The organism is Falsihalocynthiibacter sp. SS001 (assembly GCF_042445055.1).
Lineage (GTDB): Bacteria > Pseudomonadota > Alphaproteobacteria > Rhodobacterales > Rhodobacteraceae > Falsihalocynthiibacter.
Genome location: NZ_CP170339.1, coordinates 1,976,044 through 2,001,996, shown reverse-complemented (window position 1 = coordinate 2,001,996; position 25,953 = coordinate 1,976,044). Strand labels below are relative to the sequence as shown.

Below are 25,953 nucleotides of genomic sequence, written 5' to 3'. Positions count from 1 at the left end.
GAGGGATGTGTTGATGTGCTCAGAGAAATAGTTTAGTGTTGAACTAATTCTTGAAACGGAGTGCTCCCGAATGTCTTCTAAGTCTTTTGATGTCGTTGTTATTGGCTCTGGTCCGGGTGGTTATGTTGCTGCCATCCGCGCGTCCCAATTGGGACTGAATACCGCAATCGTAGAGCGTGAGAATTTGGGTGGGATATGCCTCAACTGGGGATGTATTCCGACGAAGGCATTGCTTCGCTCAAGCGAGATCTATCACCAGATGGAGCGCGCCAAGGAATACGGCCTTTCGGCGGATAAAATCGGTTTTGACCTCAAGGAAATCGTAAAACGCTCGCGCGGAGTTGCAGGTCAGATGGCGACAGGCGTTAAGGGTTTGATGAAGAAAAACAAGATCACCGTCGTGAACGGTGAGGCGTCGATTGCCAAAGGTAAGGTCCTCGTGAAGACCGACAAAGGCACCGAGGAACTGACAGCAAAGAACACAATCATCGCAACGGGCGCGCGCGCACGCGAACTGCCGGGTCTTGAGGCCGATGGTGATCTGGTTTGGACATATCGCCACGCGCTTGACCCGGTGCGGATGCCCAAAAAGCTTCTGGTGATCGGCTCTGGGGCAATCGGTATCGAATTTGCCAGCTTCTACAACACACTAGGCGCCGAAACGACTGTGGTTGAAGTGATGGACCGTGTGCTTCCGGTTGAGGACAAAGACATTTCAGCCTTCGCCAAGAAGCAATTCGTTAAGCAAGGCATGAACATCATGGAAAAGGCCATGGTCAAGAAACTCGACCGCGCCAAAGGTTCCGTCACCGCGCATATCGAAGTGGGTGGCAAGATCGAGAAGCACACATTCGACACCGTGATTTCCGCAGTTGGTATCGTCGGTAATGTCGAAAACCTTGGCCTCGAAGAAGCAGGCATCAAGGTTGATCGCACGCATATCGTGACCGACGAATATTGCCGTACAGGTATGGACAATGTCTATGCGATTGGTGACGTCGCAGGTGCGCCATGGCTGGCGCACAAGGCCAGCCACGAAGGCGTTATGGTTGCGGAACTGATCGCCGGTGAACACGCGCACCCCGTTAAGCCAGAGACAATCGCGGGCTGTACATACTGTCAGCCACAGGTGGCGAGTGTTGGTTACACCGAAGAAAAGGCCAAAGAGCTTGGCTATGAGATCAAAGTCGGCAAGTTCCCCTTTGTTGGTAATGGCAAGGCCGTCGCATTGGGCGAGGCGCAGGGTATGGTGAAAACCGTATTCGACGCCAAGACAGGCGAACTTCTGGGCGCACATATGGTTGGCGCCGAAGTGACGGAGCTTATTCAGGGTTACGTCATCGGTCGCACCCTCGAAACCACCGAGGAAGAGCTGATGAACACTGTGTTCCCGCATCCGACACTTAGCGAAATGATGCACGAAAGTGTGCTCGCCGCTTACGGTCGCGCGATACATATCTAATCAGTAGGCCGGGGATAAACTCCGGCCTTCTTTTTGTCAGTAATGTTCTCTTTATGTTCCTAAATCTACTTGGCACGCGATAGCCTATGCCTTATCTCTTAAGAAGTTCCTAAGAGGTGGATTATGGCCGAGCTTAAAAACATCGAAGTCCGCGGTGCGAGAGAGCACAATCTCAAATCGATTGATGTAGATATCCCGCGCGATCAACTTGTTGTAATTACGGGACTTTCCGGCTCTGGTAAGTCAAGTCTCGCCTTCGATACCATCTATGCCGAAGGGCAGCGCCGCTATGTCGAATCGTTGTCGGCCTATGCTCGGCAATTCCTCGATATGATGGAGAAGCCCGACGTTGATCATATCTCGGGGCTGTCTCCTGCGATCTCGATTGAGCAAAAAACCACCAGCAAGAACCCGCGCTCGACCGTTGGTACCGTCACCGAGATTTACGACTACCTGCGTTTGCTTTTCGCGCGGGCAGGGACGCCTTATTCCCCCGCTACCGGATTGCCAATCGAAGCCCAGCAAGTGCAGGACATGGTCGATCGTATCATGACCATGGAAGAGGGGACACGCGGCTATCTCCTTGCGCCGATCGTACGCGATCGAAAAGGTGAATACCGCAAAGAATTCATCGACTTACGCAAGCAGGGGTTTCAGCGCGTAAAGGTGGATGGCGAGTTCTATGAACTGGATACGCCGCCGACGCTCGACAAGAAATTCCGCCACGATATCGACGTTGTTGTGGATCGGCTTGTCGTACGCGAGGGCATGGAAACACGGCTTGCGGACAGTTTGCGCACGGCGCTTGATCTGGCAGATGGTATCGCCATTCTCGAAACCGCTCCCCGTGACGATGAAGAAGTCGAAAGGTTCACATTCAGCGAGAAGTTCGCGTGCCCCGTATCCGGCTTTACGATCCCCGAAATCGAGCCGCGTCTGTTCTCGTTTAACGCGCCGTTTGGGGCGTGCCCGACCTGTGATGGCCTCGGGATGGAGTTGTTCTTTGACGAACGACTCGTGGTGCCCGACAGCACATTGAAGGTTTATGACGGCGCGCTCGCGCCTTGGCGCAAAGGGAAATCGCCGTATTTCCTTCAGACGATTGAATCCATCGCCAAGCATTATGAGTTTGACAAGAACACCGCGTGGAAAAACCTGCCCAAGTTCGTACAACAGGTGTTTCTCTATGGTTCTGGCGACGAAGAAATCCCGTTCCGTTATGACGAAGGTGGGCGCGTCTACGAAGTCACCCGCGCGTTTGAAGGCGTCATTCCAAATATGGAGCGGCGCTACCGCGAGACCGACTCCAACTGGATCCGCGAGGAATTCGAACGCTATCAAAATAACCGCCCATGCGGTGCCTGCGGAGGATACCGTCTGCGCGAAGAGGCGCTCGCGGTTAAGATCGCGGGAATACACGTCGGCCAAGTGGTTCAGATGTCGATCCGAGAGGCGCTGGCATGGTGTGAAGCTGTGCCAGAAGCGCTTTCGGTTCAGAAAAACGAAATCGCACGTGTGATCCTCAAGGAAATCCGCGAACGTCTGGGTTTCTTGAACAACGTTGGCTTGGACTACCTAACTCTTAGCCGAAATTCAGGCACGCTCAGCGGTGGCGAGAGCCAGCGTATTCGACTGGCCAGCCAGATCGGCAGCGGCCTTACGGGGGTTCTCTATGTGCTGGACGAGCCGTCAATCGGGCTCCATCAACGGGACAATGGACGCCTGCTGACCACGCTGAAAAACCTTCGAGATCAAGGGAATACGGTGATCGTCGTTGAGCACGACGAGGAGGCCGTGCGCGAGGCCGACTATGTCTTCGATATCGGCCCAGGTGCTGGCGTTCACGGCGGACAGGTTGTTGCCAAAGGTACTCCAGAGGAAATCATCGCTGATCCTGCGTCAATCACGGGGCAGTATCTCTCTGGCGCTCGTGAAATCACGGTGCCCTCGGTGCGCCGCAAAGGGAATGGCAAAAAGGTGAAGGTGGTGAAGGCCACTGGCAATAACCTCAAGAACGTGACAGCAGAGTTCCCTCTGGGACAATTCGTTTGCGTTACTGGTGTTTCGGGCGGCGGAAAATCGACGCTTACCATCGAAACACTTTTCAAAACTGCGAGCATGCGATTGAACGGCGCACGCCAGACACCTGCGCCCTGCGAGACTATTCAGGGTTTGGAACATCTAGATAAAGTCATCGATATCGACCAACGCGCAATCGGCCGCACACCGCGCTCCAACCCTGCCACATATACAGGGGCGTTTACCCCAATTCGCGAGTGGTTCGCAGGCATGCCCGAGGCCAAAACCCGCGGCTACAAACCGGGTCGTTTTTCGTTCAACGTGAAAGGCGGACGGTGCGAGGCCTGTCAGGGAGATGGTGTTATCAAGATCGAGATGCACTTCCTCCCAGACGTCTATGTGACCTGCGAAACCTGCCAAGGTGCGCGCTATAACCGCGAAACGCTAGAGGTGAAATTCAAGGGCAAAAGCATCGCCGATGTGTTGGATATGACCGTCGAAGACGCGCAAGAATTTTTCCAAGCGGTTCCCAGCATCCGAGATAAAATGGACGCCTTAATGAGGGTTGGCCTCGGCTACATCAAGGTCGGACAACAGGCGACAACCCTCTCTGGCGGTGAGGCGCAACGCGTTAAACTCTCCAAAGAGCTCGCCAAACGCTCAACAGGTCGTACGCTCTATATTCTCGACGAACCAACCACGGGTTTGCACTTTGAGGATGTCCGAAAGCTCTTAGAAGTGCTTCATGAGCTCGTTGATCAGGGCAACACCGTCGTTGTGATCGAACACAACCTCGATGTGGTGAAGACGGCGGACCATATTATCGACATTGGTCCAGAGGGCGGTGACGGAGGCGGTAAGATCGTGGCCAAAGGCACGCCCGAAAAGGTCGCGAAAGTCGAGGAGAGCTATACAGGGCAGTACCTTAAGCCAATGCTCTCGGGACGGAAGGTTGCGGCTGAATAGCTAGGTTATATCGTCGCGTCAGTAAATTGGCGCTATTAGGCTACGACTGCTCATAAGTGTTAAGTTCAATTCTTCTTGCTGCCGTTGCAATTGGATATTTAGGGCAAGAGGAAGGGGCAGGCCGTAAAGACCCACCCCCGAAGAAGAATGATCTTCCCCTTGCACGGCCATCGGCGTCCCCGCCTGTTCCGTAGTGAAAAGATTGCAGAGCAAGGTTAATTTTTGGTTACTTCCTCTTGCTAAAAATATCCTCGCCGAAGGCATAGAAGTATTTCGCAGGATTGGAGGCTAAGCCTTAACGCCAATTATAGTGCTTAGTCTGAGCGGTCGCGGTTCTCAAAGCGAGGCAGCATTGCCGAGAAGTCACGTCCTTTGCCGTCTTCGTTTTCGACAAATTGTGCATAGAGCGCGCGGGCGAGGGCGCCCATTGGGGTGTCTGCGTTAACACTTTCGGCTGCCTGCTGGGATAGCCCCAGATCTTTAAGCATTAGCTCTGACGCAAAACCTGGTTTGTAATCGTTGTCTGCCGGGCTTTGAGGGCCAACACCCGGTGCGGGGCAATAGGCGTTCATGCTCCAGCTGTATCCCGATGAAGTGCTTACCACATCGAACATTTTTTGCCGATCTAGCCCCAGTTTGTCCGCCATCGCAAAGGCTTCGCAGGTTGCGATCATTGTGACGCCGAGTATCATGTTGTTGCAGATTTTGGCAGCTTGGCCCGCGCCAGAAGTGCCGCAGTGTACAGCCTTTTGACCCATAACCTCAAACAGAGGCGCGACTTTGGCGAAAGCCTTATCCGAGCCGCCCGCCATGAACGTAAGCGTGCCCGCGGAGGCACCGCCGATACCGCCACTGACGGGGGCATCAACGGCTAGGAGTTGGGCTGATTGTGCTTGTTCGGCAACTGCGCGAGCACTTTCGACATCGACCGTAGAGCAATCTAGAAAACATGCGCTCTCGGACATTGCTGGGATGATCTCATCGGCCACTGATCGCAAAATGGCTCCGTTTGGGAGCATTGTGATCACTACATCTTGGCCGCGCGCGGTTTCGCTAGCAGATGCGGCCTTGGTGACGCCGTCGGGATAGTTAGCCACGAGGTCAAAGCCTGTCACATCGTGTCCAGCGGCCGCGAGATTGGCAGCCATTGGGCCACCCATGTTTCCTAGTCCTATAAAGCCGATTTTCATAATGTGACCTTTCAATCTTTGGTGAACTTCGCCGCGCCGAGGGGCATGAGAAGCTGCGAAATGAGGACCGTCGGCACCGCTTCCGCGTTTTCGTGGCGCCATTTCGGGGCGTTGTCCTTGTCGATGATACGAGCGCGAACGCCTTCGAGGAAATCGGTGTCGTCGATTGCGCGATAGGTGAAGCGATATTCCAGTTCGAGGACGCTCCAGATCGTCAGGTTCGAGCGGCGTTGGCGGTGGATCAGCTCGACCGTTGCGTTCATTGAAATGGGGGAATTACGCGCAATGATTTCGAGCGTTTCTCGGGTGAATTCCGTGTCCTCGTGTCTGAGGCTGCGGATGATGTCGCCCATTGTTTCGCCGCCAAAGTGCGCGTCGATTTCTGAGGCCATTGCTTCGTATTTGCCAGCGGGTGGCGTTTCAAAGGCCTGCTCCACCAATGTGTAATCACCGGTTTCTGCAAGCCGTTCAATCAGATCGGGCCACTTTGCTTGTGGGATGTAACCATCTGCGAAGCCAGCATAAATTGCGTCTCCTGCATTCATGCGCTTACCCGTTGCGCCGAGGTATTCTCCGAGACGACCCGGTGCTTGACCCAAGAGCCAACTACCGCCGACGTCGGGGATTAGGCCGATGACGCTTTCGGGCATGGCGATGCTGGTGCTCTCACAAACAACGCGGTGCGAGGCGTGGCAGCCGAGACCAACGCCGCCGCCCATAACGAAGCCATGCATCAGGCTTATCAGTGGTTTCGGGTACTCAAATAGGTCGGCATTCAGTCGGTATTCATCTCGCCAGAATTCGCGCGCAGCGTCGACGTTCCCTGAGGTGCCCCAGCCGTGTAGTTCGGCGATGTCGCCGCCTGCGCAAAATGCTTTTTCGCCCTCGGCGTCCAAGACCACAAGCGCGATGGCATCGTCCGTGGCCCATGCACGCAACACGGGGGCGAGCTCTGCCAACATTGCCTCGGAGAGCGCGTTCATTGCCTTGGGGCGAGTGAGCGTGACGTGGCCGATTTTCCCTTCGACGCGGGCATTGATAAGGCTCATGTGTTGCGCTCCGATAGAAGCGCGCGAGAGACGATCATTCGCATGATTTCGTTGGTCCCTTCGAGTATTTCGTGGACGCGCAGATCGCGTACGGTTTTTTCGATTCCATAGTCCGCCAAGTAACCATACCCACCATGAAGTTGTAGGCATTGGTTGGCGGTCTTGCTTCCTGTTTCTGTGACGAAGCGCTTGGCCATGGCGCAGAATTTCGTGGCGTCTGCGGCTCCAGTATCAAGTTTCCACGCGGCTTGGCGAAGAAACACGCGGGCGGCCTGAAGTTCCGTTTCCATATCGGCAAGACGGAACTGAAGCGCTTGAAACTGGTCGATTGTTTTGCCGAATGCGGTACGCTCGCCCATATACGCAAGCGTCGCCGTCAGAGCATTCTGCGCCGCGCCGAGAGAGCAGGCCGAGATATTCAGACGTCCGCCGTCCAGTCCCGCCATCGCGTATGTGAAACCTTGGCCGCGTTCGCCGAGAAGGTTCTCGGCGGGAATGTTGCAGTTATCCAGTTGAACTTGGCGGGTGGGTTGGCTCTTCCAGCCCATTTTATCCTCGAGCGCACCAAAACTGAGCCCTTTGGTGCCGTCTTCGACGATCATTGCCGAAATCCCCTTGGGGCCTTCGCCATCGCTGCGGGCCATGATGATATAGGCATCCGCATAGCCACCGCCCGAGATAAAGGCCTTGGTTCCAGTCAAGGAAAACCCGTCATCGGTGACCTCGGCGCGAGTCTTGAGGGCCGCTGCGTCTGATCCTGAGCCGGGTTCGGTCAGGCAATAGGCGAACAATCGATCCATCGAGATCGCCGACGGGAGATATTTGGCGCGTAAAGCGTCCGAGCCGAACTTGTCGATCATTGCCGCGCACATGTTATGAATGGAAAGCATTGCGGCAACGGATGGGCAAGCGGCAGAGAGGGCCTCGAATACCAAGGTCGCATCCAGACGTGATAGCCCTGCGCCGCCATTTTCTTCGCGAACATAAAGCCCACCAAATCCAAGCTCGGCCAGTTCGGGCCAGATGGATTTCGGGATTTCGCCTGAGGCCTCCCACGCGCGTGCATGCGGGGCTATGCGCTCTTGGCCAAAGGCATGGGCCATTTCGAATATAGTGGATTGCTCGTCAGTGAGGGCAAAATCCATGGGGTTTCCTCCATACCTCGTGAATTGAACGCCTGTTTAGTTTTTCAATGTTACAGAAGTTTTGCAAGCGCAAAGCACATTGAAAAAAGGCCAGCGATTGAACGCTGGCCTTTTGTTTTTAGTCCATTGCTTTGAAGTTGAACTCGCCGCCTTCTTTGAGGCCCGATGGCCAGCGCGATGTGACCGTTTTGGTGCGGGTGTAGAACTTGAAAGCGTCCGTACCGTGTTGGTTCAAATCGCCAAAGCCCGACTTTTTCCAGCCGCCGAAGGTGTGATAGGCGAGCGGAACAGGGATTGGCACGTTGATGCCGACCATGCCGATGTTGATGCGGTTCGCAAAGTCGCGCGCCGTGTCACCGTCGCGTGTAAAGATAGCGGTGCCGTTGCCGTACTCGTGATCCATCGCAAGGCCGATTGCCTCTTCGTAGGATGCTGCGCGAACTGTCGAAAGAACTGGGCCGAAGATCTCTTTTTTGTAGATGTCCATGTCTGGTGTGACGTGGTCAAAGAGGTGCGGACCAACAAAGAAGCCGTCCTCATAGCCTTGGAGGCTAAAGCCGCGACCGTCGACAGCAAGAGTTGCGCCTTGGGCAACGCCTGTTTCTACGAGTGCTTCGATGTTAGCTTTGGCTGCAGCAGTCACAACGGGACCGTAATCGACATCTTCGCCAGCGGTGTATGGGCCGACTTTCAGGGCCTCAACGCGCGGGATGAGTTTCTCGATCAGCTTGTCAGCGGTTTCTTCGCCCACAGGAACAGCAACCGAAATCGCCATGCAGCGTTCGCCGGCTGCGCCGTAACCTGCACCCACAAGAGCGTCTGCCGCTTGATCTAGGTCTGCGTCGGGCATGATGATCATGTGGTTTTTCGCACCGCCAAAGCACTGAACGCGTTTGCCGTTCGCACAGCCGCGCTCATAGATGTAGGCCGCAATCGGTGTCGAGCCCACAAAGCCAACGGCCTGAATGGTTTCATTATCAAGAATCGCGTCAACGGATTCTTTGTCGCCGTTCACAACCTGAAGAACACCATCAGGAAGGCCTGCTTCTTGGAAGATTTCCGCAAGCATAAGTGGCACGGAGGGATCACGTTCGGACGGTTTCAGGATGAATGCGTTACCACAGGCAAGGGCAGGGCCCATTTTCCAAAGCGGGATCATCGCAGGGAAGTTGAACGGCGTGATGCCCGCAACAACGCCAAGTGCTTGACGCATGGAGTACATATCGATGCCAGGCCCTGCTGAGTCGGTGAACTCACCTTTAAGGAGGTGCGGTGCGCCGATGCAGAATTCGATCACTTCGAGGCCACGCTGAACGTCACCTTTCGCGTCAACGAAAGTCTTACCATGCTCGCGCGAGAGAGCCTCTGCGAGCTTGTCCATGTCACGGTTAATGAGGTCCACAGCCTTCATCATCACGCGCGCGCGGCGCTGGGGGTTGGTTGCGGCCCACTTGGGCTGAGCAGCGGCAGCGGAAGCAACAGCTGCATCCAGCTCTTCCTTAGAAGCAAGCGGAACGCGTGCCTGCACTTCGCCAGTCGCAGGGTTAAAGACATCGGCAAAACGGCCTGATGTACCTTGGACGTGCTTGCCGTCGATGAAATGTGTGAGATCAGTCATTTGAGACTCCTTCATTAGTGTTGGCGCCACTCTAGTATTGCATTAATGCGGGATATATAGGAAATGTGACAAAGGTGTTTTGCATTTTTGCAATCCTCGCAACGCACCGAAGGGAAACGGAAAATGGAACTGAAGTGGGATGATTTGCGCATATTCCTTGCCGTTGCGCGTGCCGAGAGCATCTCTGGCGCGGGGAAAGCGATGCGGATTGATGCGGCAACGGTCGGGCGACGCATCGCGCGGCTGGAGCAGGAACTTGAAACGCCGCTCTTTGCAAAGTCACCACAGGGATACGCGCTGACGGATGCAGGATTGCGCCTTGTGGATCATGCGGCGCAGGCTGAACAGGCGGTCGGGCAGGCGGTCGCGGATTTGCGCGGCGCGGCGCAGGGGCTGTCTGGTGTTATTCGGATTGGGGCTCCTGATGGCTGTGCGAACTACCTCTTGCCACAGATATGCGCCGAAATATGTCGCGATCATCCGGGGCTGGATGTACAAATCGTGGCGCTTCCGAGAGTGTTTAACCTGTCCAAGCGCGAAGCGGATATGGCGATAACAGTTAGCCCGCCTAACGCGGGACGGCTTACGGTGCAGAAACTCTCGGACTATCATCTGCACCTTGCGGGGAGTGAAGCGTATCTGGCGCAGCACCCGCCGCTAAGGTCGGTTGAGGACCTAAAGGGCCACCGCATGATCGGATACATTCCCGATATGATCTTTGACAAAGAGCTGGATTACCTTGCCGAAGTGGGTGCCGAGCGCGTGACGCTTGGCTCGAACTCGGTTTCGGTACAGTTCAACTGGGTGCGCACGGGGGGCGGGCTTGGGGTGGTGCATGACTTTGCCATTCCCTCTGCGCCGCATGTGAAACGCATACTAACGAACGAGATTTCTCTGACGCGGAGCTTCTATCTGGTGCGTCATATCGATGATCGTCGGGTGGAGCGGCTTAACCAATTCGCCGAACTGTTGGCGCAGGGGGTACGCCGAGAGATTGCGCACCTTGAAGCGCAAACTTGACAGAACGCAATTTCGGCGCGAACTTAAAGTATTGTTTACACATTTAGGAGGATTTGGGCATGCTCGTGCAGCAGATTTTGAAGTCCAAGGCGGATGATGGCGTGGTAACTCTGGCCTCTGGCGCGACCGTGAGCGAGGCGGCGGCGCTCTTGTCCTCTCGGAAGATCGGTACAATTGTGATTTCAAATGACGGCAAGACAGCCGAGGGAATCCTCTCGGAGCGTGACATCGTTCGCGAACTTGGGCGGCGCGGTGCGGGATGTATGACCGATCAGATCGGCGAAGTCATGACCACCAATATCGTCACCTGTGCGCTTGGTGATCCTGTCGACGACATCCTTCAACAGATGACGGATGGCCGCTTTCGACATATTCCGGTTGTCGAAGATGGCGCGCTCGTCGGGTTGATCTCGATCGGGGATGTGGTCAAAGCCAAGCTGTCTGAACTCGCAATGGAGAAAGACGCCCTGCAAGGGATGATCATGGGCCACTAGCCAATGCCGCAGTTGCAAAGAAAAGCGACCTGCCAGTGACGTGAGGGCTTGCATTCACGCGCGCAATATTGTTGCGTGTCGCGGAAGTTTGCATAGGAGGATCGCAGATGCGGATTGGTCTTTATCCGGGTACGTTTGATCCAATAACGCTTGGACATATTGATATCATTCGGCGCGCTGCTGTGTTGGTAGATCGGCTTGTGATCGGTGTTGCGATCAACCGTGACAAAGGTCCGCTGTTTGATCTGGATGAGCGCGTCGCGATGATCGAGGCGGAATGTTCTGAACTCGCAAAGGAAATGGGCGTCGAGATCGTCGTGCACCCGTTCGAAAACCTGCTGATCGACTGTGCAAATGACGTGAATGCCCAGATCATTGTGCGCGGATTGCGCGCCGTTGCGGATTTTGAGTACGAATATCAGATGGTTGGTATGAACCGCGCGCTGGATGATAGTGTTGAGACAGTATTCCTTATGGCCGACGCCAAGCATCAGGCAATTGCAAGCAAACTGGTCAAGGAAATCTCGCGCCTTGGCGGGGACGTGAGCAAGTTCGTTACCCCCGCGATCAAGGACGCGTTAGTACAAAAGTTTTCGTAAGTAGCGCCGATCTCTAAATGAAAAAAAGCCGCCCGAGAAGGCGGCTTTTGCTTTAGTATCAGTATGTTCTCTTGCGAGTCCCTAGAGGAATTTCGCCATCGCGACGGCTGTATCGGCCATGCGGTTAGAGAAGCCCCACTCGTTATCATACCAAGTCAGGATGCGGCACATGTTGCCGTCCATAACTTTGGTTTGGTCTGTCGCAAAGATCGACGAACGCGCATCGTGGTTGAAATCCATCGAGACCAATTTTTCGTCTGTAACGCCAAGGATGCCTTTGAGCGGGCCTTTGGCCGCTGCTGCTTCGATTGCGGCGTTGATTTCCTCAACGGATGTGTCGCGCGATGCTTCGAATGTTAGGTCCACAACCGAAACGTTTGGCGTAGGAACGCGGATCGAGACGCCATCAAGTACGCCGTTCAACTCAGGAAGCACCAGACCAACGGCCTTGGCCGCACCTGTGGAGGTAGGGATCATGTTACACGCCGCTGCACGCGCGCGGTACAGGTCTTTGTGCATTGTGTCGAGCGTTGGCTGATCGCCAGTGTAGCTGTGGATCGTGGTCATGAAACCGCGCTTGATGCCGATGGCGTCGTTCAGAACCTTGGCAACGGGCGAGAGACAGTTCGTTGTGCACGACGCATTCGACACAACTGTGTCCTCTGCCGTCAGTACACCGTCGTTCACACCGTAAACGATGGTTTTATCCGCACCTGCGGAAGGGGCGGACACCAACACGCGGCTCGCGCCGTTTTCAAGGTGGATTGCTGCTTGTTCGCGTGCGGTGAAAATACCGGTACACTCCATCACAATGTCGATGTGCCCCCAAGGGAGCTCGGCAGGATTGCGGATGGCTGTTACTTGGATTGGGCCACGACCTACGTCGATTGTTGTCTCTGTTGTTGTGACTTCTTGGGGGAAGCGTCCGTGAACGGAGTCGTAACGGAGAAGATGGGCGTTTGTTTCAACGGGGCCAAGATCGTTAATTGCGACAACTTCAATATCAGTACGGCCGGATTCGATGATTGCGCGCAGAACATTGCGTCCAATACGTCCAAAACCGTTGATCGCTACTTTTACAGACATGGGGGAGTCTCCTCGGACTTCAGATCAAGTATGATGGGCCACGGTTTTGTTATCGCTAACACAGCGAAGTTGCAACCATTCACACCTGTCCACGCTACAATAGGCGGCAGAAATTTGTACCACTATTCGAGATTAGCGCCAAAACGCGAGGTATTCGATCAGATCGACCAGTTTGGTGCCCAGAATAACGGGCAATCCCCAGTGAAAATAAAAGAAATCGGCGGCAAAAATCGCAATGATTATGCCCCCGAGATAAAGTGCAAGTTTGTTCGTCATACCGTTCGGCTCCGCGCGCCGAAGGCGCCTTTAGTGAAGGAGACGCCCCATCGCGGCGGCAACATCGGCCATCCGACAGGAGAAACCCCATTCGTTGTCATACCAAGCTAGCACCCGTACGTGGCGTTTGCCGACAACTTTTGTCTGATCAGGCGCAAAGATAGATGAATGCGGTGTGTGGTTAAAGTCGATTGAGACTTTTTGCTCGGGGTCATAGGCGAGGACCGCGCCCATATGCCCGTTTGCTGCATCTGCTACGATTTCGTTGATTTCTTCGGCAGTTACATCGCGGCCCGCGAGGAATGTGAGATCAACAGCCGAGACATTCGGTGTCGGTACGCGCATGGATGTACCGTCAAGTTTACCGTCAAGTTCAGGAAGCACCAAGCCAAGCGCCTTGGCGGCACCGGTCGACGTTGGGATCATCGCCATTGCTGCTGCACGCGCGCGGTAGAGATCCTTGTGACGGCGATCAAGTGTTGGCTGATCGCCTGTGTAGGAATGGATCGTCGTCATAATGCCGCTTTCTATTCCGACGGCTTCATTCAGAACTTTGGCAAGTGGGGCGAGGCAGTTGGTTGTGCAGGACCCATTGGAAACGATCGTATCCTGCGGGAGCAAATCACGGTGGTTCACGCCATAAACAACAGTGCGCGCAACATTTGTTGCTGGGGCCGAAATCAGGACGCGCTTGGCGCCACGCTCAAGGTGAACCGCCGACTTCTCGCCGTCGTTGAATTTGCCTGTGCACTCAAGAACAACATCACAGCCGGACCAGTCAAGTTCGTTCGGATCGTAAGTCGACATCACATCCATCGGGCCACGGCCGAGGTCCATCGTGTTCCCATTGACGCGGACTTCGTTTCCGAAACGGCCATGAACCGAGTCATACTTGAGCAAATGCGCGTTGGTTTCGATGGGGCCGGTGGCGTTGATCTTCACAACTTGTACGTCGTTGCGTCCACTTTCGGCGATATGTGCCAATGTACAGCGGCCAATGCGGCCAAATCCGTTGATCCCGACAGTAACGGTCATAACAAACTCCTTTGACAACCTCTTTCAGGGGCCTCTGAAAGCTTGGTTGTTTCGGGGTGTTATACTTGGAGTTTTTCCCGAGGCCAAAGGCGAAAACCCAATATTCACAGCCTGTTAGCGCAATCTTTTACCGTTGGCGCTAACATTTTGATCTTTTGTTCAACCAGTTCGGAAATGTTGGCGATAACATTGGAATGGTCAGTCAGAGAAAGAGAATCAATTTGGCGGAGTTGAGTTTCACAGCGCGCCTAAGTTGCGCCGTTCTCAACTAATTGAGCGAAAATCATGCCAGAGTTGATGAACGCAAATGTCGAATGGAGAGATCAGTCCATTCAACCGAAGCACCAAGCGTGTTGGCCATGTTGGTGTTCTGAATAGATTCAAATGAAAACCCCTGCCAAAACAAATTGGCAGGGGCGGAGTTTATTGGTGGCTTAAGTTTGGATGCCGAGAAGTTCTTTGACCTTGGTTGCCGCAGCTTCGGCAGTGATCTCGAACTTTTCATAAAGCGTTTCGGCAGGGGCCGAAGCTCCGAACCCTGTCATGCCGACAAAGCCTGCCTTAGTGGATTTGCCGCGCTCGCCGGTCAGCCATTTGTCCCAGCCCATTTGAACGCCAGCCTCGATGGCCACGCGAACGGGACCACCCGGAAGGATGCGCTTGCGATAGGACTCGTCCTGCGCCTCAAAGAGTTCCATGCATGGCATAGAAACGACGCGTGTGCCGATGCCTTGTTCCTCAAGAATGTCAGCCGCCGCAAGCGCAACCGAGACCTCAGAACCCGTTGCCATCAGGATTGCCTGACGTTTTGCAGTGGCATCGCGAAGGACATACGCGCCCATTGCGGTGAGGTTCTTGTTCTTGTGCTCAGTGCGAACGGTCGGCAATCCTTGACGCGAAAGCGCGAGAACGGATGGGGTGTCTTTGGTTGTGAACGCGACTTCCCATGCTTCTGCGGTTTCGACGGTGTCGGCGGGACGGAACACATATGTATTCGGTGTCGCGCGCGAAATAGCGAGATGCTCAACCGGCTGGTGGGTTGGGCCATCTTCGCCAAGGCCGATGCTGTCGTGTGTCATGACGAAAACAGACGGGATTTTCATCAACGCGGCAAGGCGCATTGCAGGGCGGGCATAGTCGGTAAAGCACATGAACGTACCGCCATAAGGACGGACACCGCCATGAAGCGCCATGCCGTTCATCGCTGCGGCCATGCCGTGCTCGCGGATGCCGTAGTAAACATAGCGACCTTTGCGATCCTCTGGAGTGAATACGCCCAGATCACCCGTTATCGTGTTGTTAGACCCCGTAAGGTCAGCCGAACCACCAACTGTTTCGCTCAACAGCGGGTTGAGCACTTCGAGCGCCATTTCAGAGGATTTACGTGTCGCGACCTTGGGTTGCTCTTCGGAAACCTGCTTCTTGAGGGCTTTTACAACCGCAGAGAGCTTCTTGGGAACATCGAGGTCGTATGCGCGGTTAAACTCGCTTTGCTTGCCGCCGGAAAGGGTGGCAAAACGCTCTGTCCATGCTGCGAACTCGTCCGCACCGCGTGCGCCGATCTCTTTCCAGCCCTTTTGAACATCCGCAGGGATTTCGAACGGGCCGTATTCCCAGCCATATGCCTCGCGAGTGTCCGCGATGAGCTGTGGGTCGGTGAGGGCGCCGTGACCTTTGGATGTGTCCTGAGCGGAAGAACCGAGCGCAATATGCGTTTCGCAGGCGATCATGGAAGGTTTGTTGGATTTCTTGGCCGCGGTGATCGCCGCGTCGATGGCTTCTGGATCGTGGCCGTCGATTTCCTGAACGTGCCAGCCAGCGGCCTTGAAGCGCATAACTTGGTCGGTGCGGTCGGAGATATCTACCTTGCCGTCAATCGTGATGCCGTTGTTGTCCCAGAACACAACCAGCTTGGATAGCTGTTGACGACCTGCAAGGCCGATTGCCTCGTGAGAGACACCTTCCATCAAACAACCGTCGCCAGCGATGACATATGTATAGTGATCGACAATTTTCTTGCCGTAACGCGCGCGCTGAATTTCCTCAGCCATCGCAAAACCAACAGAGTTGGCGATACCCTGACCAAGCGGGCCAGTTGTCGTTTCAATCCCTGCGGCGTGGCCGAACTCAGGGTGACCAGCGGTGCGTGCGCCCCATTGGCGGAAGTTCTTGATTTCCTCAAGCGTCATGTCGGCATAGCCGGTCAGGTGCAGCAAGGAATAGATAAGCATAGAGCCGTGACCCGCCGAGAGAATAAAGCGGTCGCGGTCTGGCCATTGTGGATTTTGTGGATCAAATTTTAGGTGCTTTTCAAACAAAACGGTCGCAACATCGGCCATGCCCATTGGCATCCCCGAGTGACCGGAATTCGCGGCGGCAACGGCGTCAAGTGTAAGCACACGAATGGCAGCGGCCTTTTTCCAGTGTTCCGAATGTTCTTTGCGAAGTGTAGCAATATCCACGGTATTATTCCTTTGGTTCGGGCCTAGAGATAAGTGTCGGCGTTTTGATAGCACCCCCGGCGTGAAGTTCAAGAACGATCAACCTCTTGGCGCGAGTAATGGCGCAAAAGGGGGCGCATTTCCGAAATCGCCACTGTAAACTGGGACAAATCCGCGAATTTGCGGCGATTCGTTGCGCACTGGGTGTTAACGAATTCATCGTAGATTGTGTATTTTGGGACGTTAACAAGGCGAAATACGCCAAATCGCCCGATTTACAGCGCAGCAAGAGGAGACAGGCAGATGAGCGAAATAGTAGATTACGAGCGCCGAATAACGGCCGCCCTTTCAAAAATCAGCGAAACAATAAACGCCAGCACAGCCAAGCCCGCCGAAACTGCGCCAGATCAGGGCGCTATCGCCGCGCTTGAAAAGGCATTGGAGAGTGAGCGCACCGTAAACGCGCAACTTGAGGCGCGGGTTATTGCGATCAAAACCACCCAAGAGGAAACAGTCACCAATCTGGAGAAACGCGTTGCGGAACTTCAGGTCGCGCTCAAAACGGTTGAGGCCGACGCGCTTGCACTCAAGAACGTGAATGCGCAACTACGCGAGAATAACGCCGCTCTGCGCGACGCGGCGACGGCAAATGACCCCGAAGTAATCAACAAGTCCATGGAAGCCGAGCTTGTCGCGCTGCGCGCTGTGCATACGGCAGATCGAAATGAAATGGACGGCTTGCTCGGAGAATTGAGCGAGATTATCGGGGAGGAAGCGTAATGCCCGAAGTAAAAGTAAAAATCGGAAGCCGCGAATTTGAAGTGAGCTGTCAGGACGGAGAGGAGCATTTCCTTCACTCCGCCGCAGCGCTTTTGGATGCGGAGGCTTCGGTGCTCGCCTCTCAGATCGGACGGATGCCAGAAGCGCGGATGTTGTTGATGGCGGGTTTGATGCTTGCGGATAAGACGGCGGGCCTCGAAGAGCGCTTGAAGCATGCGAACGACAAGATCGCAACGCAGGAGCAGCTCATTACCGAATTACGCGAGCGTCCACCTGTGTCCGAGCCGGTGCCGGTTATTCCAGAGCAAGTATTTGAAACAATGGCGGAAATCGCCGCTCGATCAGAAGCTTTGGCCCGCGAAGTCGAGGAAAAGCTTCAAGCATAAAAGAAACGCGCCCATCAGAGTTAACCTGATGGGCGCGTTTTTAACTTAGGCGTTCGCAGCGCGGATCTTGTCTGCGGCATCCTTATCGAATGCCACGCCGTTTTCAGCGAACAATGTGTCCAATTCACCAGAGAGCGTCATCTCTGTGATGATGTCACAACCGCCAACAAATTCGCCCTTAACATAGAGTTGCGGGATTGTCGGCCAGTCGGAATAGTCCTTGATACCTTGACGAATTGTATCATCCGCAAGGACGTTTACATCGCTGTATTCCACGCCCATAAAATTCAGAACGCCCGCAACGCGGCTAGAGAAGCCACACTGTGGCATTTCTTTTGTGCCCTTCATAAAGAGGACAACGTCGTTATCGGTCACGGTCGCTTTGATTTGTTCTTCTGCGCTCATGGGAGCATCCTTTTCTGCCACAGATGCGGCGTTAGTTTGGGGCGGCTATTCGGGCACTTTAGTTGTGAGTGCCAGCGCATGAAGCGCACCCGCGTTTCCATCCATTGCGCCCTTCAGGCTTGCGTAAACGGCGCGTTGTTGTTGAACGCGGTTTTTGCCGCGAAAGCTTTCATCAATCACCTCGGCGGCCCAATGATTTCCATCGCCTGCCAGGTCTGTGATTGTAATTTTTGCATCGGGAAATCCCGCGCGGATCAGGTCTTCTATTTCTTGGGCTTGCATCGCCATTGAGCACCTCTTTCGTTGCCTCAAATCTAGTCCCGACATTCTGAGAGTTCAAGGCGGGTTAAGTGCGGATTCTATGACAATTTCGATGCGGGAGGCGGTAGGTGTTCGCGCAACCGTTGCAGGAATGAGGTGACCTCGGATTTTATCGCGATTTCGTCAAACGCATCAAAGGTTTCTCTGCTCCAGTCCTCTTGCGGCAGTAGACGTTGAATATACCCATCCAACTCGGCCACGATCGGGTCCGATAGTCGAAGCTTACGCGCCGCAGCAAGGAGCGTCAGAAGATCGTGAATGCGGCGCATCTTGGCAAAATCTTCGCTCATTGGGGCTAGGGTTTCGGGCCGCTTTTGCCATGATATGCCGCCGTAAAGGTCTTGGACAACGCGCTGTCCCGCGCCATCGCAGGTATAGTCGATGCAGCCGCTACATCCTTGTTCTTCAAGCGTATTATGAATTTTGCAGCGATCATCACCCGTCAGATTCCGGCACGTAACACCGGCCGGTTTTTCAAAGGCGAACTTGTCGGATTTGTCGATATAGAGCGCCACGCAGCAAAGGGCCGCGCAGCGCGCACAGTCAGGCCGCAGGGCGGCAGATATCGTGTCTTGGTTAGGCGACACTGGCCGCAAAACTAGTGCGGTACACTTCCGAGAGTTCGCTCAACGAGGCAGAGGAGCTTCCGTAGTGAACCATATCGCCGCCGAACTTGCCGACAGTTTCGATGGCAACACCCGCGGCGCTGGCAGCGCTCATGAGGGCTTCGGCTTGATCAAAGTTACAGGCGACCAAATAGCGCGCCTGATCCTCTCCGAACAACAATGGCGTGTCGCTACTATCGAGAGAAACACCGACGCCCGCGCTTTCTGCGATCTCGAATGCCGCAAGTGCCAGCCCACCGTCCGAAATATCGGTACAGGCTTTGATCAGGTCGCGGTTCGCGCGAATGAACTCGCCGTTTGTTTTCTCGGCGGCAAGGTCAACGCGTGGCGCGTCGCCTTCTTCGCGGCCGAATACTTCGGCGAGGAGGGCGGATTGGCCCAAATGTCCGTGGGTTTCACCGATCAATAGGGCGATATGCCCGTCGCGAACTTCGCCGATGATTGGTTCTTGGTCAGCTTCGATCAGGCCAACGGCACCGATTGTTGGTGTGGGTAGGATGCCTTTGCCGTCTGTCTCATTGTAAAGGCTCACGTTGCCCGAAACGATGGGCATATCCAGCGCGAGTACCGCTTCTCCGATACCTTTGATTGCACCGACGAACTGGCCCATGATCTCGGGCTTTTCAGGGTTGCCGAAATTCATGTTGTCGGTCGTCGCCAGCGGGCGGGCTCCAACAGATGACAGGTTGCGATAGGCCTCGGCGACGGCTTGCTTGCCGCCTTCGACAGGATTTGCTTTTACATAACGGGGGGTTACGTCGGAAGTGAAGGCAAGCTGTTTGTCGGTGCCATGCACCCGAACGATCCCTGCGCCCGCGCCCGGATTGCGGACGGTATCGGCCATAACCATTGTATCGTATTGCTCGTACACCCAATGCTTGGAGGCGTAGTTCGGGCTTGAAATCAGCGCCTTGAGACCGTCAATTGGATCAATGCCGGGCACATCTTCGAGGGCCTCGGCGGGCGGTGTTTCGACCCACGGGCGGTCATATTCAGGGGCCGAGCCGGAAAGCGTCGCCAATGGCAGATCGGCCTTAACCTCGCCGTTGTGCATTACGAGGAAGCGGTCCTCTGCGATGGTTTCTCCTACGATGGCGAAATCCAGATCCCACTTCACGAAAACAGCGCGCGCTTCGGCTTCGAGTTCTGGTTTCAGAACCATCAACATCCGCTCTTGGCTCTCCGAGAGCATCATCTCGTAGGCGGTCATGTTCTCTTCGCGTTGAGGGACGTTCTCAAGGTTGAGTTTTACGCCCAGCCCGCCTTTGTCGCCCATTTCCACGGCCGAGCAGGTCAAACCAGCCGCGCCCATGTCTTGGATCGAAATCACGGCACCGGTGGCCATCAGTTCGAGCGTGGCCTCCATCAGGCGTTTTTCGGTGAAGGGGTCGCCAACCTGAACGGTGGGGCGCTTCTCTTCGATTGTGTCGTCAAACTCCGCAGAAGCCATCGTTGCGCCGCCAACGCCGTCACGGCCCGTTTTAGCGCCAAGGTAAACAACGGGCATCCCAACGCCTGAAGCGGCGGAGTAGAAAATCTTGTCGGTATCGGCAAGGCCCGCCGCGAAAGCATTCACAAGGCAGTTGCCGTTATAGGCGGCGTGAAAGCGCACTTCGCCGCCCACGGTTGGAACACCGAAACAGTTACCATAGCCGCCAACGCCCTCAACCACGCCATTCACGACCTGCTTTGTCTTGGGGAGGGAGGGAAGGCCGAAGGACAGGCTGTTCATCGCGGCAATGGGGCGCGCGCCCATAGTGAAGACATCGCGAAGGATGCCGCCAACGCCTGTCGCGGCACCCTGATAGGGCTCGATATAGCTTGGGTGGTTGTGGCTCTCCATTTTGAACACGACGCACTGGCCGTCGCCGATATCAACAATGCCAGCGTTTTCGCCTGGGCCGCAGATAACTTGTGGGCCTTCGGTAGGAAGAGTGCGGAGCCATTTCTTGGAGGACTTATAAGAGCAGTGCTCGTTCCACATCGCCGAGAAAATACCGAGTTCGGTAAAGGTTGGCGTGCGACCGATGATCTCTAGGATGCGGGCGTATTCATCAGGGCTTAGGCCGTGACTCGCGATTAGATCTTCGGTGATGGTTGGCTCTTGCATGACAGTCCCCATATTTGCACGACCTCAATTCGACGTGGCCCATTTTGAAGTTGGCTTTCCAATAAGCAAATAACACCCAAAGGGAAAGGGGGCGCGTGAGTTGTGTGGGCAGAAACATTGATTTTCTGATTTGGAGTGCGAAATCCGCAAAAAAATGGACCTGCGTAATTCATGCGCAGTTTTGAAACTGCACGGTTCATGGGCGAGATTTTCGGGTGCTTGGAAAATTTGGCGAAAAAAAAGGCCGAGACAATGCTCGGCCAAGTCCAACAGGGAGGTTGAAGCAATGAAAGAAGTCTTTGCATCAGCTTCTAGGGTCATTTATGGACCCAATCGCATCGTTTCAATAGTAAAATCGTACAATATCTGCATTCCCGCTATGCGTGTGACGCATATCTCACAGGGATTTGGGCTTTTTTGCGTTAAAAAACTGCTGAATTTTCAGGCAGCGTCTTCTTGTAACCTCTTGCGATGTTCGAAGATTTCCTTGATGACGAAGTCGCGGAAGGCGGAAATACGCTTGGAGTGGCGCAATTCCTCTGGATAAGCCAGATAAACAGGCACTTCGTTGCTTTCTGCGTCCTCGATCACGCGCACGAGGTTCGGGAAATCGTCAGTGAGGTAATCAGGTAGCACACCGATGCCCAAACCCGACAAAACAGCCTGTAGTACACCGAAGTAGTTATTTACCGTTAGCGAAAGCTTGGGATCATACGTCATCAAGTGCTGCACAAAGCCGGAGCTGGCGGCAACTTGCGCGCTAGATGTGTTCTGACAGATAAGGCGATGCCCCTTGATATCGGGCAGCTTGGTAGGGGTGCCGTGTGTGTCGAGATATTCTTGCGTCGCATAGAGACGCATACGCACAGACATCAGGCGCTTGCGAATGAGATCGGCCTGACTTGGCTCTTTCATACGGATGGCGACGTCGGCCTCGCGCATGGGCAGGTCAAGGACACCTTCTTCGAGCATCAGGTTGACCATTAGGTCAGGGTATTTCTCATAGAGGTGGGGCAGGCGCGGCGCGAGCCAAAGTGTGCCGAAGCCAATTGTCGAGGTGACGCGCAACTCTCCAAAGACCTCATCCTCGCTATCACGAATGCGCGCAGAGGCGGCCTCAAGCCGTTTGCTCATGGCGATGGTCGCATCAAACAGGAATTCCCCCTGTTCCGTGAGAATCAGTCCGCGTGCGTGACGGTGAAAAAGGGTGGCATCCAAGCTCTCTTCGAGAGAGCGAATCTGTCGAGATACCGCAGATTGCGACAAATGGAGGATGTCGCCCGCAGCGGTTAGGCTCCCGGCGTCAGCCACTGCGTGAAATATTCTTAGCTTGTCCCAGTCCATCTTGGCGCGTTCATGTCCCTTTGTTTGGAAATTAGTACATAGAATTACTCTTATTACTATCAAGTATGCAAATGCCCAACTGACAAAAAAATGTGTTTTTAAGTCAGCATTTTTGACCTAATGTTGTGATATGATCGCTTTGAGGAGGAAATGCGTGATGTCTAAGCAGAAAATCAATTTGAATGATCGGTTGGATTTGGAAAAATCCACGATTCTTTTGAACGGAACGCAGGCTCTGGTGCGGTTGATGTTGATGCAGCGCGCGCGTGATGCGGCCGCGGGGCACGACACGGCGGGGTTCTGTACGGGCTATCGCGGATCGCCTCTTGGGGCTGTTGATCTTCAGATGCAGCGCGCCGGCAAGTTGCTCAGCGAAAACCAGATCACCTTTCAGCCGGGTCTGAACGAGGATCTGGCCGCGACGGCGATCTGGGGCAGCCAGCAGGCCGAGTTGCGCGGCGAGGGGAAACACGAGGGCGTGTTTGGCCTTTGGTACGGTAAGGGGCCGGGTGTGGACCGCTCTGGCGATGTGATGCGCCATGCGAATATGGCGGGCACCAGTCCGCTCGGCGGCGTTCTGATGGCGATGGGCGATGATCATACGGGCGAGAGTTCAACGACCCTGCACCAAAGCGATTGGGCAATGGTTGATGCCTATATGCCGATTGTTTCGCCCGCTGGTGTGCAGGAAATTCTCGATCTTGGTCTCTATGGATGGGCGCTGAGCCGCTATTCGGGGATGTGGGTTGGCCTGAAAACCATGAAGGACACCGTGGAGGCCACCGCCGTTGTAAATGGTGACCCGTTCGCGCAGGAATTTGTGACGCCTGATTTCAAACTGCCAGAGGGCGGCCTGAACATTCGTTTGGGTGACACGCCCGTAGCGCAAGAAGTGCGGATGATCGATTATAAACGCCAAGCTGCCGAAGCATTCGCACGTGCAAATCGTATTGATAAGCGCGTTTGGGGACAGCCGGGCGCCAAAATCGGGTTTGTTGCTGCTGGTAAGAACTGGCTCGATCTCACACATGCGCTACAGCTCTTGGGGCTGGACGCTGAGGAGGCGGATCGTCTTGGCATCACGACCTATAAGGTCGCGCAGGTCTGGCCATTGGATATGAAGAGCTTTCACGAGTGGGCTGAAGATCTGGATTTGATCGTTGTCGTTGAAGAAAAGCGCAAGCTGATCGAGGTGCAGGTCAAAGAAGCGATTTTCGACGACCGCAAGGGGCGGCGTGTTTACGGCTGGCGCAAGGCCAATGACGAGGAGTTGTTCCCAACTCGCTATGCGCTCGAACCAATCATGATTGCACAGCGCATCGGTAAAATTCTGGTCGAAGAGGGACGCGGAACCGACGCGGTGAAAGAGGGCCTGAAGGTTCTCGATGCGGCACAACAGGCTGATAATGCAACGGATATCGCCGCGCGCCTGCCGTATTATTGTTCGGGATGTCCACACAATACGTCTACACGCGTTCCTGAGGGGCACCGCGCTTATGCAGGGATTGGCTGTCACTATATGGTGCAGTGGATGGACCGCGAGACGACCGGCTTTACCCAAATGGGCGGTGAAGGTGCGAACTGGATCGGAGAGGCGCCGTTCTCGACCACTCAGCACGTGTTCCAGAACCTCGGTGATGGGACCTATAACCACTCTGGTTCGCTCGCGATCCGTGCTGCGCTGGCGGCGGGAACGAATATCACGTACAAAATTCTCTATAACGATGCCGTTGCCATGACGGGTGGGCAAACCAACGAAGGCGGTCTTACTGCGCCACGGATTGCGGCCGAACTCAAGGCGATGGGGGTGAAGGATCTCTTTGTTGTATATGACGAGAAAGAAGACGTGGACCTGTCGCAATTCCCGCGGGGTGTCGAAACATTCGAGCGTGCGGACCTAACCGCAGTTCAAAAACGGTGCGCCGATATCAAGGGCGTGTCCGCAATCCTTTATATCCAGACTTGCGCGGCCGAAAAGCGTCGCCGCCGCAAGCGCGGGACATTCCCCGACATCGACAAACGTGTGTTTATCAATACCGATGTTTGCGAGGGCTGTGGCGATTGTGGTGTCCAGAGTAACTGTGTGTCCATCGTTCCGGTCGAGACAGAACTTGGCCGCAAACGCGCGATTGATCAAAGTAGCTGTAACAAGGATTTCTCCTGTGTGAACGGATTCTGTCCGTCCTTTGTCACACTTGAGGGCGCAGAAATCCGCAAAGCTGCGACGGCAACGATTGAACTCCCCGACATGCCGGCACCCGTGCTTCCCGAAATATCAGGGACGCATAACATGGTGATCACTGGCGTCGGTGGTACTGGCGTTGTGACCATCGGGGCGGTGCTTGCGATGGCCGCGCATATCGACGGTAAGGGCGCGGGCATGATGGAAATGGCAGGCCTTGCCCAGAAGGGCGGCGCTGTTCATATTCACTGTCGGCTTGCGAATAAACCAAGCGATATCAGCGCGATCCGCGTCGCAACGGGCGAAGCCGATGCCGTTATCGGCGGTGATCTTGTTACGACCGCAGGGGCCAAGACGCTTGGCCTAATGAAAACGGGCAAGACGGGCGCGGTCGTGAACAGCCACGAGATCATCACGGGTGATTTCACGCGCGACACCAAGTTCAAGCTCCCGTTGGATCGTTTGCATTTGGCGCTTGAGGCGCGGCTTCGGGATCAATTGCAGATGTTCGACGCATCGGCGCTGGCGACGGCGTTGATGGGCGATAGCATTTTCTCAAACATGATGATGCTTGGGGCTGCGTGGCAGCGGGGGCTGGTTCCGTTGACCCATGACGCGATTTTTGAGGCGCTCGAGCTGAACAAAACCGCCGTAGAGGGCAACAAACGCGCGTTTGAAATCGGTCGTTGGGCTGCGCTCTATCCGGATGAGGCGCGTAAAGCGAGTGAGAAACCTGTGACAGAGCCGCTGACGGTGGATGAGCTTATCGACTATCGCGCAGAGCATCTTGTTGCCTATCAGAACGAAGCGCTTGCCGTAAAATACCGTGCACGTCTTGCCAATATCGATAGCCCAGAACTGCGCGAAGCGGTTGCCAAGGGGTATCATAAGCTATTGGCCTATAAGGATGAATATGAGGCTGCGCGCTTGCATCTGGAGACCCAGAACAAGGCGAAAGAGGAATTTGGCGGCGACTTCAAGATGCGCTTCCACCTCGCGCCGCCGATCTTAGGGTCCAAGGGCAGTGACGGGCGGCCCAAGAAGCGTGAGTTTGGTGCGTGGATTGTGCCCCTGTTCAAAACTCTCGCACGCATGAAGTCGCTGCGCGGAACGGCGTTTGATCCGTTCGGCCGCACCGAAGAGCGCAAAATGGAACGCGCTCTGATTGCGCAATACGAAACGGATTTGGATGAAGTCTTGCCGTTATATTCCGATGCCACGGCGGAGGCGGTTCTGGAACTCGCGGCTTTACCGCTGGAAATTCGGGGGTTTGGACCTGTGAAGGCGGCCAACGAAGTTAAGGCGATGAAGCGTCGCGAGGCGTTGTTGGGTCACATCCGTGCAGGGGGTGCGCAGACGCCAATCGCGGCGCAATAGGAACGCCTGAACAGAAAATTAC

At 55.0% G+C, this 25,953-nt stretch carries 21 protein-coding genes; 8 read left to right on the top strand and 13 right to left on the bottom strand.

Annotation, left to right across the window (positions count from 1 at the left end):
• Positions 1 to 70: 70 nt before the first annotated feature.
• Together lpdA and uvrA are read left to right on the top strand one after the other, a co-directional pair.
• The gene (gene lpdA / locus ACFE33_RS09645; RefSeq protein ID WP_380052737.1) at positions 71 to 1,462 is read left to right on the top strand and encodes a dihydrolipoyl dehydrogenase; all 1,392 of its coding nucleotides are present in this window, start codon (positions 71 to 73) and stop codon (positions 1,460 to 1,462) included.
• Positions 1,463 to 1,585: 123 nt separating this feature from the next.
• The gene (uvrA, locus tag ACFE33_RS09640) at positions 1,586 to 4,447 is read left to right on the top strand and encodes an excinuclease ABC subunit UvrA (protein ID WP_380052735.1); all 2,862 of its coding nucleotides are present in this window, start codon (positions 1,586 to 1,588) and stop codon (positions 4,445 to 4,447) included.
• Positions 4,448 to 4,761: 314 nt separating this feature from the next.
• Here uvrA and mmsB read toward each other — a convergent pair whose 3' ends face one another.
• The 4 genes from mmsB to ACFE33_RS09620 form a co-directional block, all read right to left on the bottom strand.
• A complete protein-coding gene (gene mmsB / locus ACFE33_RS09635) occupies positions 4,762 to 5,637 on the bottom strand; it encodes a 3-hydroxyisobutyrate dehydrogenase (protein ID WP_380052733.1) in 876 nt (291 codons plus the stop codon).
• An 11-nt stretch (positions 5,638 to 5,648) separates the two neighbouring features.
• Positions 5,649 to 6,686 carry an enoyl-CoA hydratase/isomerase family protein gene (locus ACFE33_RS09630; protein WP_380052731.1) on the bottom strand — a complete coding sequence of 346 codons (1,038 nt, stop codon included), beginning with the start codon at positions 6,684 to 6,686 and terminating at the stop codon, positions 5,649 to 5,651.
• A complete protein-coding gene (locus ACFE33_RS09625; protein ID WP_380052729.1) occupies positions 6,683 to 7,831 on the bottom strand; it encodes an acyl-CoA dehydrogenase family protein in 1,149 nt (382 codons plus the stop codon). The genes ACFE33_RS09630 and ACFE33_RS09625 overlap by 4 nt, the downstream gene beginning before the upstream one ends.
• A 118-nt stretch (positions 7,832 to 7,949) precedes the next feature.
• Positions 7,950 to 9,449 (bottom strand): CoA-acylating methylmalonate-semialdehyde dehydrogenase, encoded by a 1,500-nt coding sequence (locus ACFE33_RS09620; RefSeq protein ID WP_380052727.1) that lies wholly within the window; start codon positions 9,447 to 9,449, stop codon positions 7,950 to 7,952.
• Positions 9,450 to 9,578: 129 nt separating this feature from the next.
• Here ACFE33_RS09620 and ACFE33_RS09615 point away from each other — a divergent pair, with 129 nt between their 5' ends.
• The 3 genes from ACFE33_RS09615 (at position 9,579) to coaD (ending at position 11,562) form a co-directional block, all read left to right on the top strand.
• The gene (locus ACFE33_RS09615; protein WP_380058699.1) at positions 9,579 to 10,469 is read left to right on the top strand and encodes a LysR family transcriptional regulator; all 891 of its coding nucleotides are present in this window, start codon (positions 9,579 to 9,581) and stop codon (positions 10,467 to 10,469) included.
• 59 nt (positions 10,470 to 10,528) lie between these two features.
• Positions 10,529 to 10,963, top strand: a complete 435-nt coding sequence (locus tag ACFE33_RS09610; protein WP_380052725.1) for a CBS domain-containing protein — start codon at positions 10,529 to 10,531, stop codon at positions 10,961 to 10,963.
• Between the two features lie 107 nt (positions 10,964 to 11,070).
• Positions 11,071 to 11,562, top strand: coding sequence for a pantetheine-phosphate adenylyltransferase (coaD, locus tag ACFE33_RS09605; RefSeq protein ID WP_380052723.1), 492 nt, complete (start codon positions 11,071 to 11,073; stop codon positions 11,560 to 11,562).
• Positions 11,563 to 11,643: 81 nt separating this feature from the next.
• Here the strand turns inward: coaD and gap (ACFE33_RS09600) are convergent, their stop codons facing one another.
• The 4 genes from gap (ACFE33_RS09600) to tkt all read right to left on the bottom strand — a co-directional run bounded on the left by gap (ACFE33_RS09600) (position 11,644) and on the right by tkt (position 16,421).
• Entirely contained in the window at positions 11,644 to 12,648 is a 1,005-nt protein-coding gene (gap, locus tag ACFE33_RS09600) for a type I glyceraldehyde-3-phosphate dehydrogenase (RefSeq protein ID WP_380052721.1), read from the bottom strand.
• A gap of 132 nt (positions 12,649 to 12,780) precedes the next feature.
• Positions 12,781 to 12,924, bottom strand: a complete 144-nt coding sequence (locus tag ACFE33_RS09595; protein ID WP_380052719.1) for a hypothetical protein — start codon at positions 12,922 to 12,924, stop codon at positions 12,781 to 12,783.
• A 30-nt stretch (positions 12,925 to 12,954) separates the two neighbouring features.
• On the bottom strand, positions 12,955 to 13,959 hold the full coding sequence (gap, locus tag ACFE33_RS09590) for a type I glyceraldehyde-3-phosphate dehydrogenase (protein ID WP_380052717.1): 1,005 nt from the start codon (positions 13,957 to 13,959) through the stop codon (positions 12,955 to 12,957).
• 434 nt (positions 13,960 to 14,393) lie between these two features.
• Positions 14,394 to 16,421: a transketolase gene (tkt, locus tag ACFE33_RS09585; RefSeq protein WP_380052715.1), complete on the bottom strand. Its 2,028-nt coding sequence runs from the start codon at positions 16,419 to 16,421 to the stop codon at positions 14,394 to 14,396.
• A gap of 282 nt (positions 16,422 to 16,703) precedes the next feature.
• Here tkt and ACFE33_RS09580 point away from each other — a divergent pair, with 282 nt between their 5' ends.
• Both ACFE33_RS09580 and ACFE33_RS09575 read left to right on the top strand, forming a co-directional pair.
• Positions 16,704 to 17,180, top strand: a complete 477-nt coding sequence (locus ACFE33_RS09580; RefSeq protein WP_380052713.1) for a hypothetical protein — start codon at positions 16,704 to 16,706, stop codon at positions 17,178 to 17,180.
• Positions 17,180 to 17,566, top strand: coding sequence for a cell division protein ZapA (locus tag ACFE33_RS09575; protein WP_380052711.1), 387 nt, complete (start codon positions 17,180 to 17,182; stop codon positions 17,564 to 17,566). The genes ACFE33_RS09580 and ACFE33_RS09575 overlap by 1 nt, the downstream gene beginning before the upstream one ends.
• A gap of 45 nt (positions 17,567 to 17,611) precedes the next feature.
• Here the strand turns inward: ACFE33_RS09575 and grxD are convergent, their stop codons facing one another.
• The 5 genes from grxD to ACFE33_RS09550 all read right to left on the bottom strand — a co-directional run bounded on the left by grxD (position 17,612) and on the right by ACFE33_RS09550 (position 22,372).
• Positions 17,612 to 17,971 (bottom strand): Grx4 family monothiol glutaredoxin, encoded by a 360-nt coding sequence (gene grxD, locus ACFE33_RS09570; RefSeq protein ID WP_380052709.1) that lies wholly within the window; start codon positions 17,969 to 17,971, stop codon positions 17,612 to 17,614.
• A 45-nt stretch (positions 17,972 to 18,016) separates the two neighbouring features.
• Positions 18,017 to 18,259 (bottom strand): BolA/IbaG family iron-sulfur metabolism protein, encoded by a 243-nt coding sequence (locus ACFE33_RS09565; RefSeq protein ID WP_380052707.1) that lies wholly within the window; start codon positions 18,257 to 18,259, stop codon positions 18,017 to 18,019.
• 71 nt (positions 18,260 to 18,330) lie between these two features.
• Positions 18,331 to 18,807, bottom strand: coding sequence for a hypothetical protein (locus tag ACFE33_RS09560; RefSeq protein ID WP_380052705.1), 477 nt, complete (start codon positions 18,805 to 18,807; stop codon positions 18,331 to 18,333).
• A 61-nt stretch (positions 18,808 to 18,868) separates the two neighbouring features.
• Positions 18,869 to 21,028 (bottom strand): phosphoribosylformylglycinamidine synthase subunit PurL, encoded by a 2,160-nt coding sequence (purL, locus tag ACFE33_RS09555; protein ID WP_380052703.1) that lies wholly within the window; start codon positions 21,026 to 21,028, stop codon positions 18,869 to 18,871.
• Positions 21,029 to 21,469: 441 nt separating this feature from the next.
• Positions 21,470 to 22,372 carry a LysR family transcriptional regulator gene (locus ACFE33_RS09550; protein ID WP_380052701.1) on the bottom strand — a complete coding sequence of 301 codons (903 nt, stop codon included), beginning with the start codon at positions 22,370 to 22,372 and terminating at the stop codon, positions 21,470 to 21,472.
• Positions 22,373 to 22,529: 157 nt separating this feature from the next.
• Here ACFE33_RS09550 and ACFE33_RS09545 point away from each other — a divergent pair, with 157 nt between their 5' ends.
• Entirely contained in the window at positions 22,530 to 25,931 is a 3,402-nt protein-coding gene (locus tag ACFE33_RS09545; RefSeq protein WP_380052699.1) for an indolepyruvate ferredoxin oxidoreductase family protein, read from the top strand.
• Positions 25,932 to 25,953 lie beyond the last annotated feature (22 nt).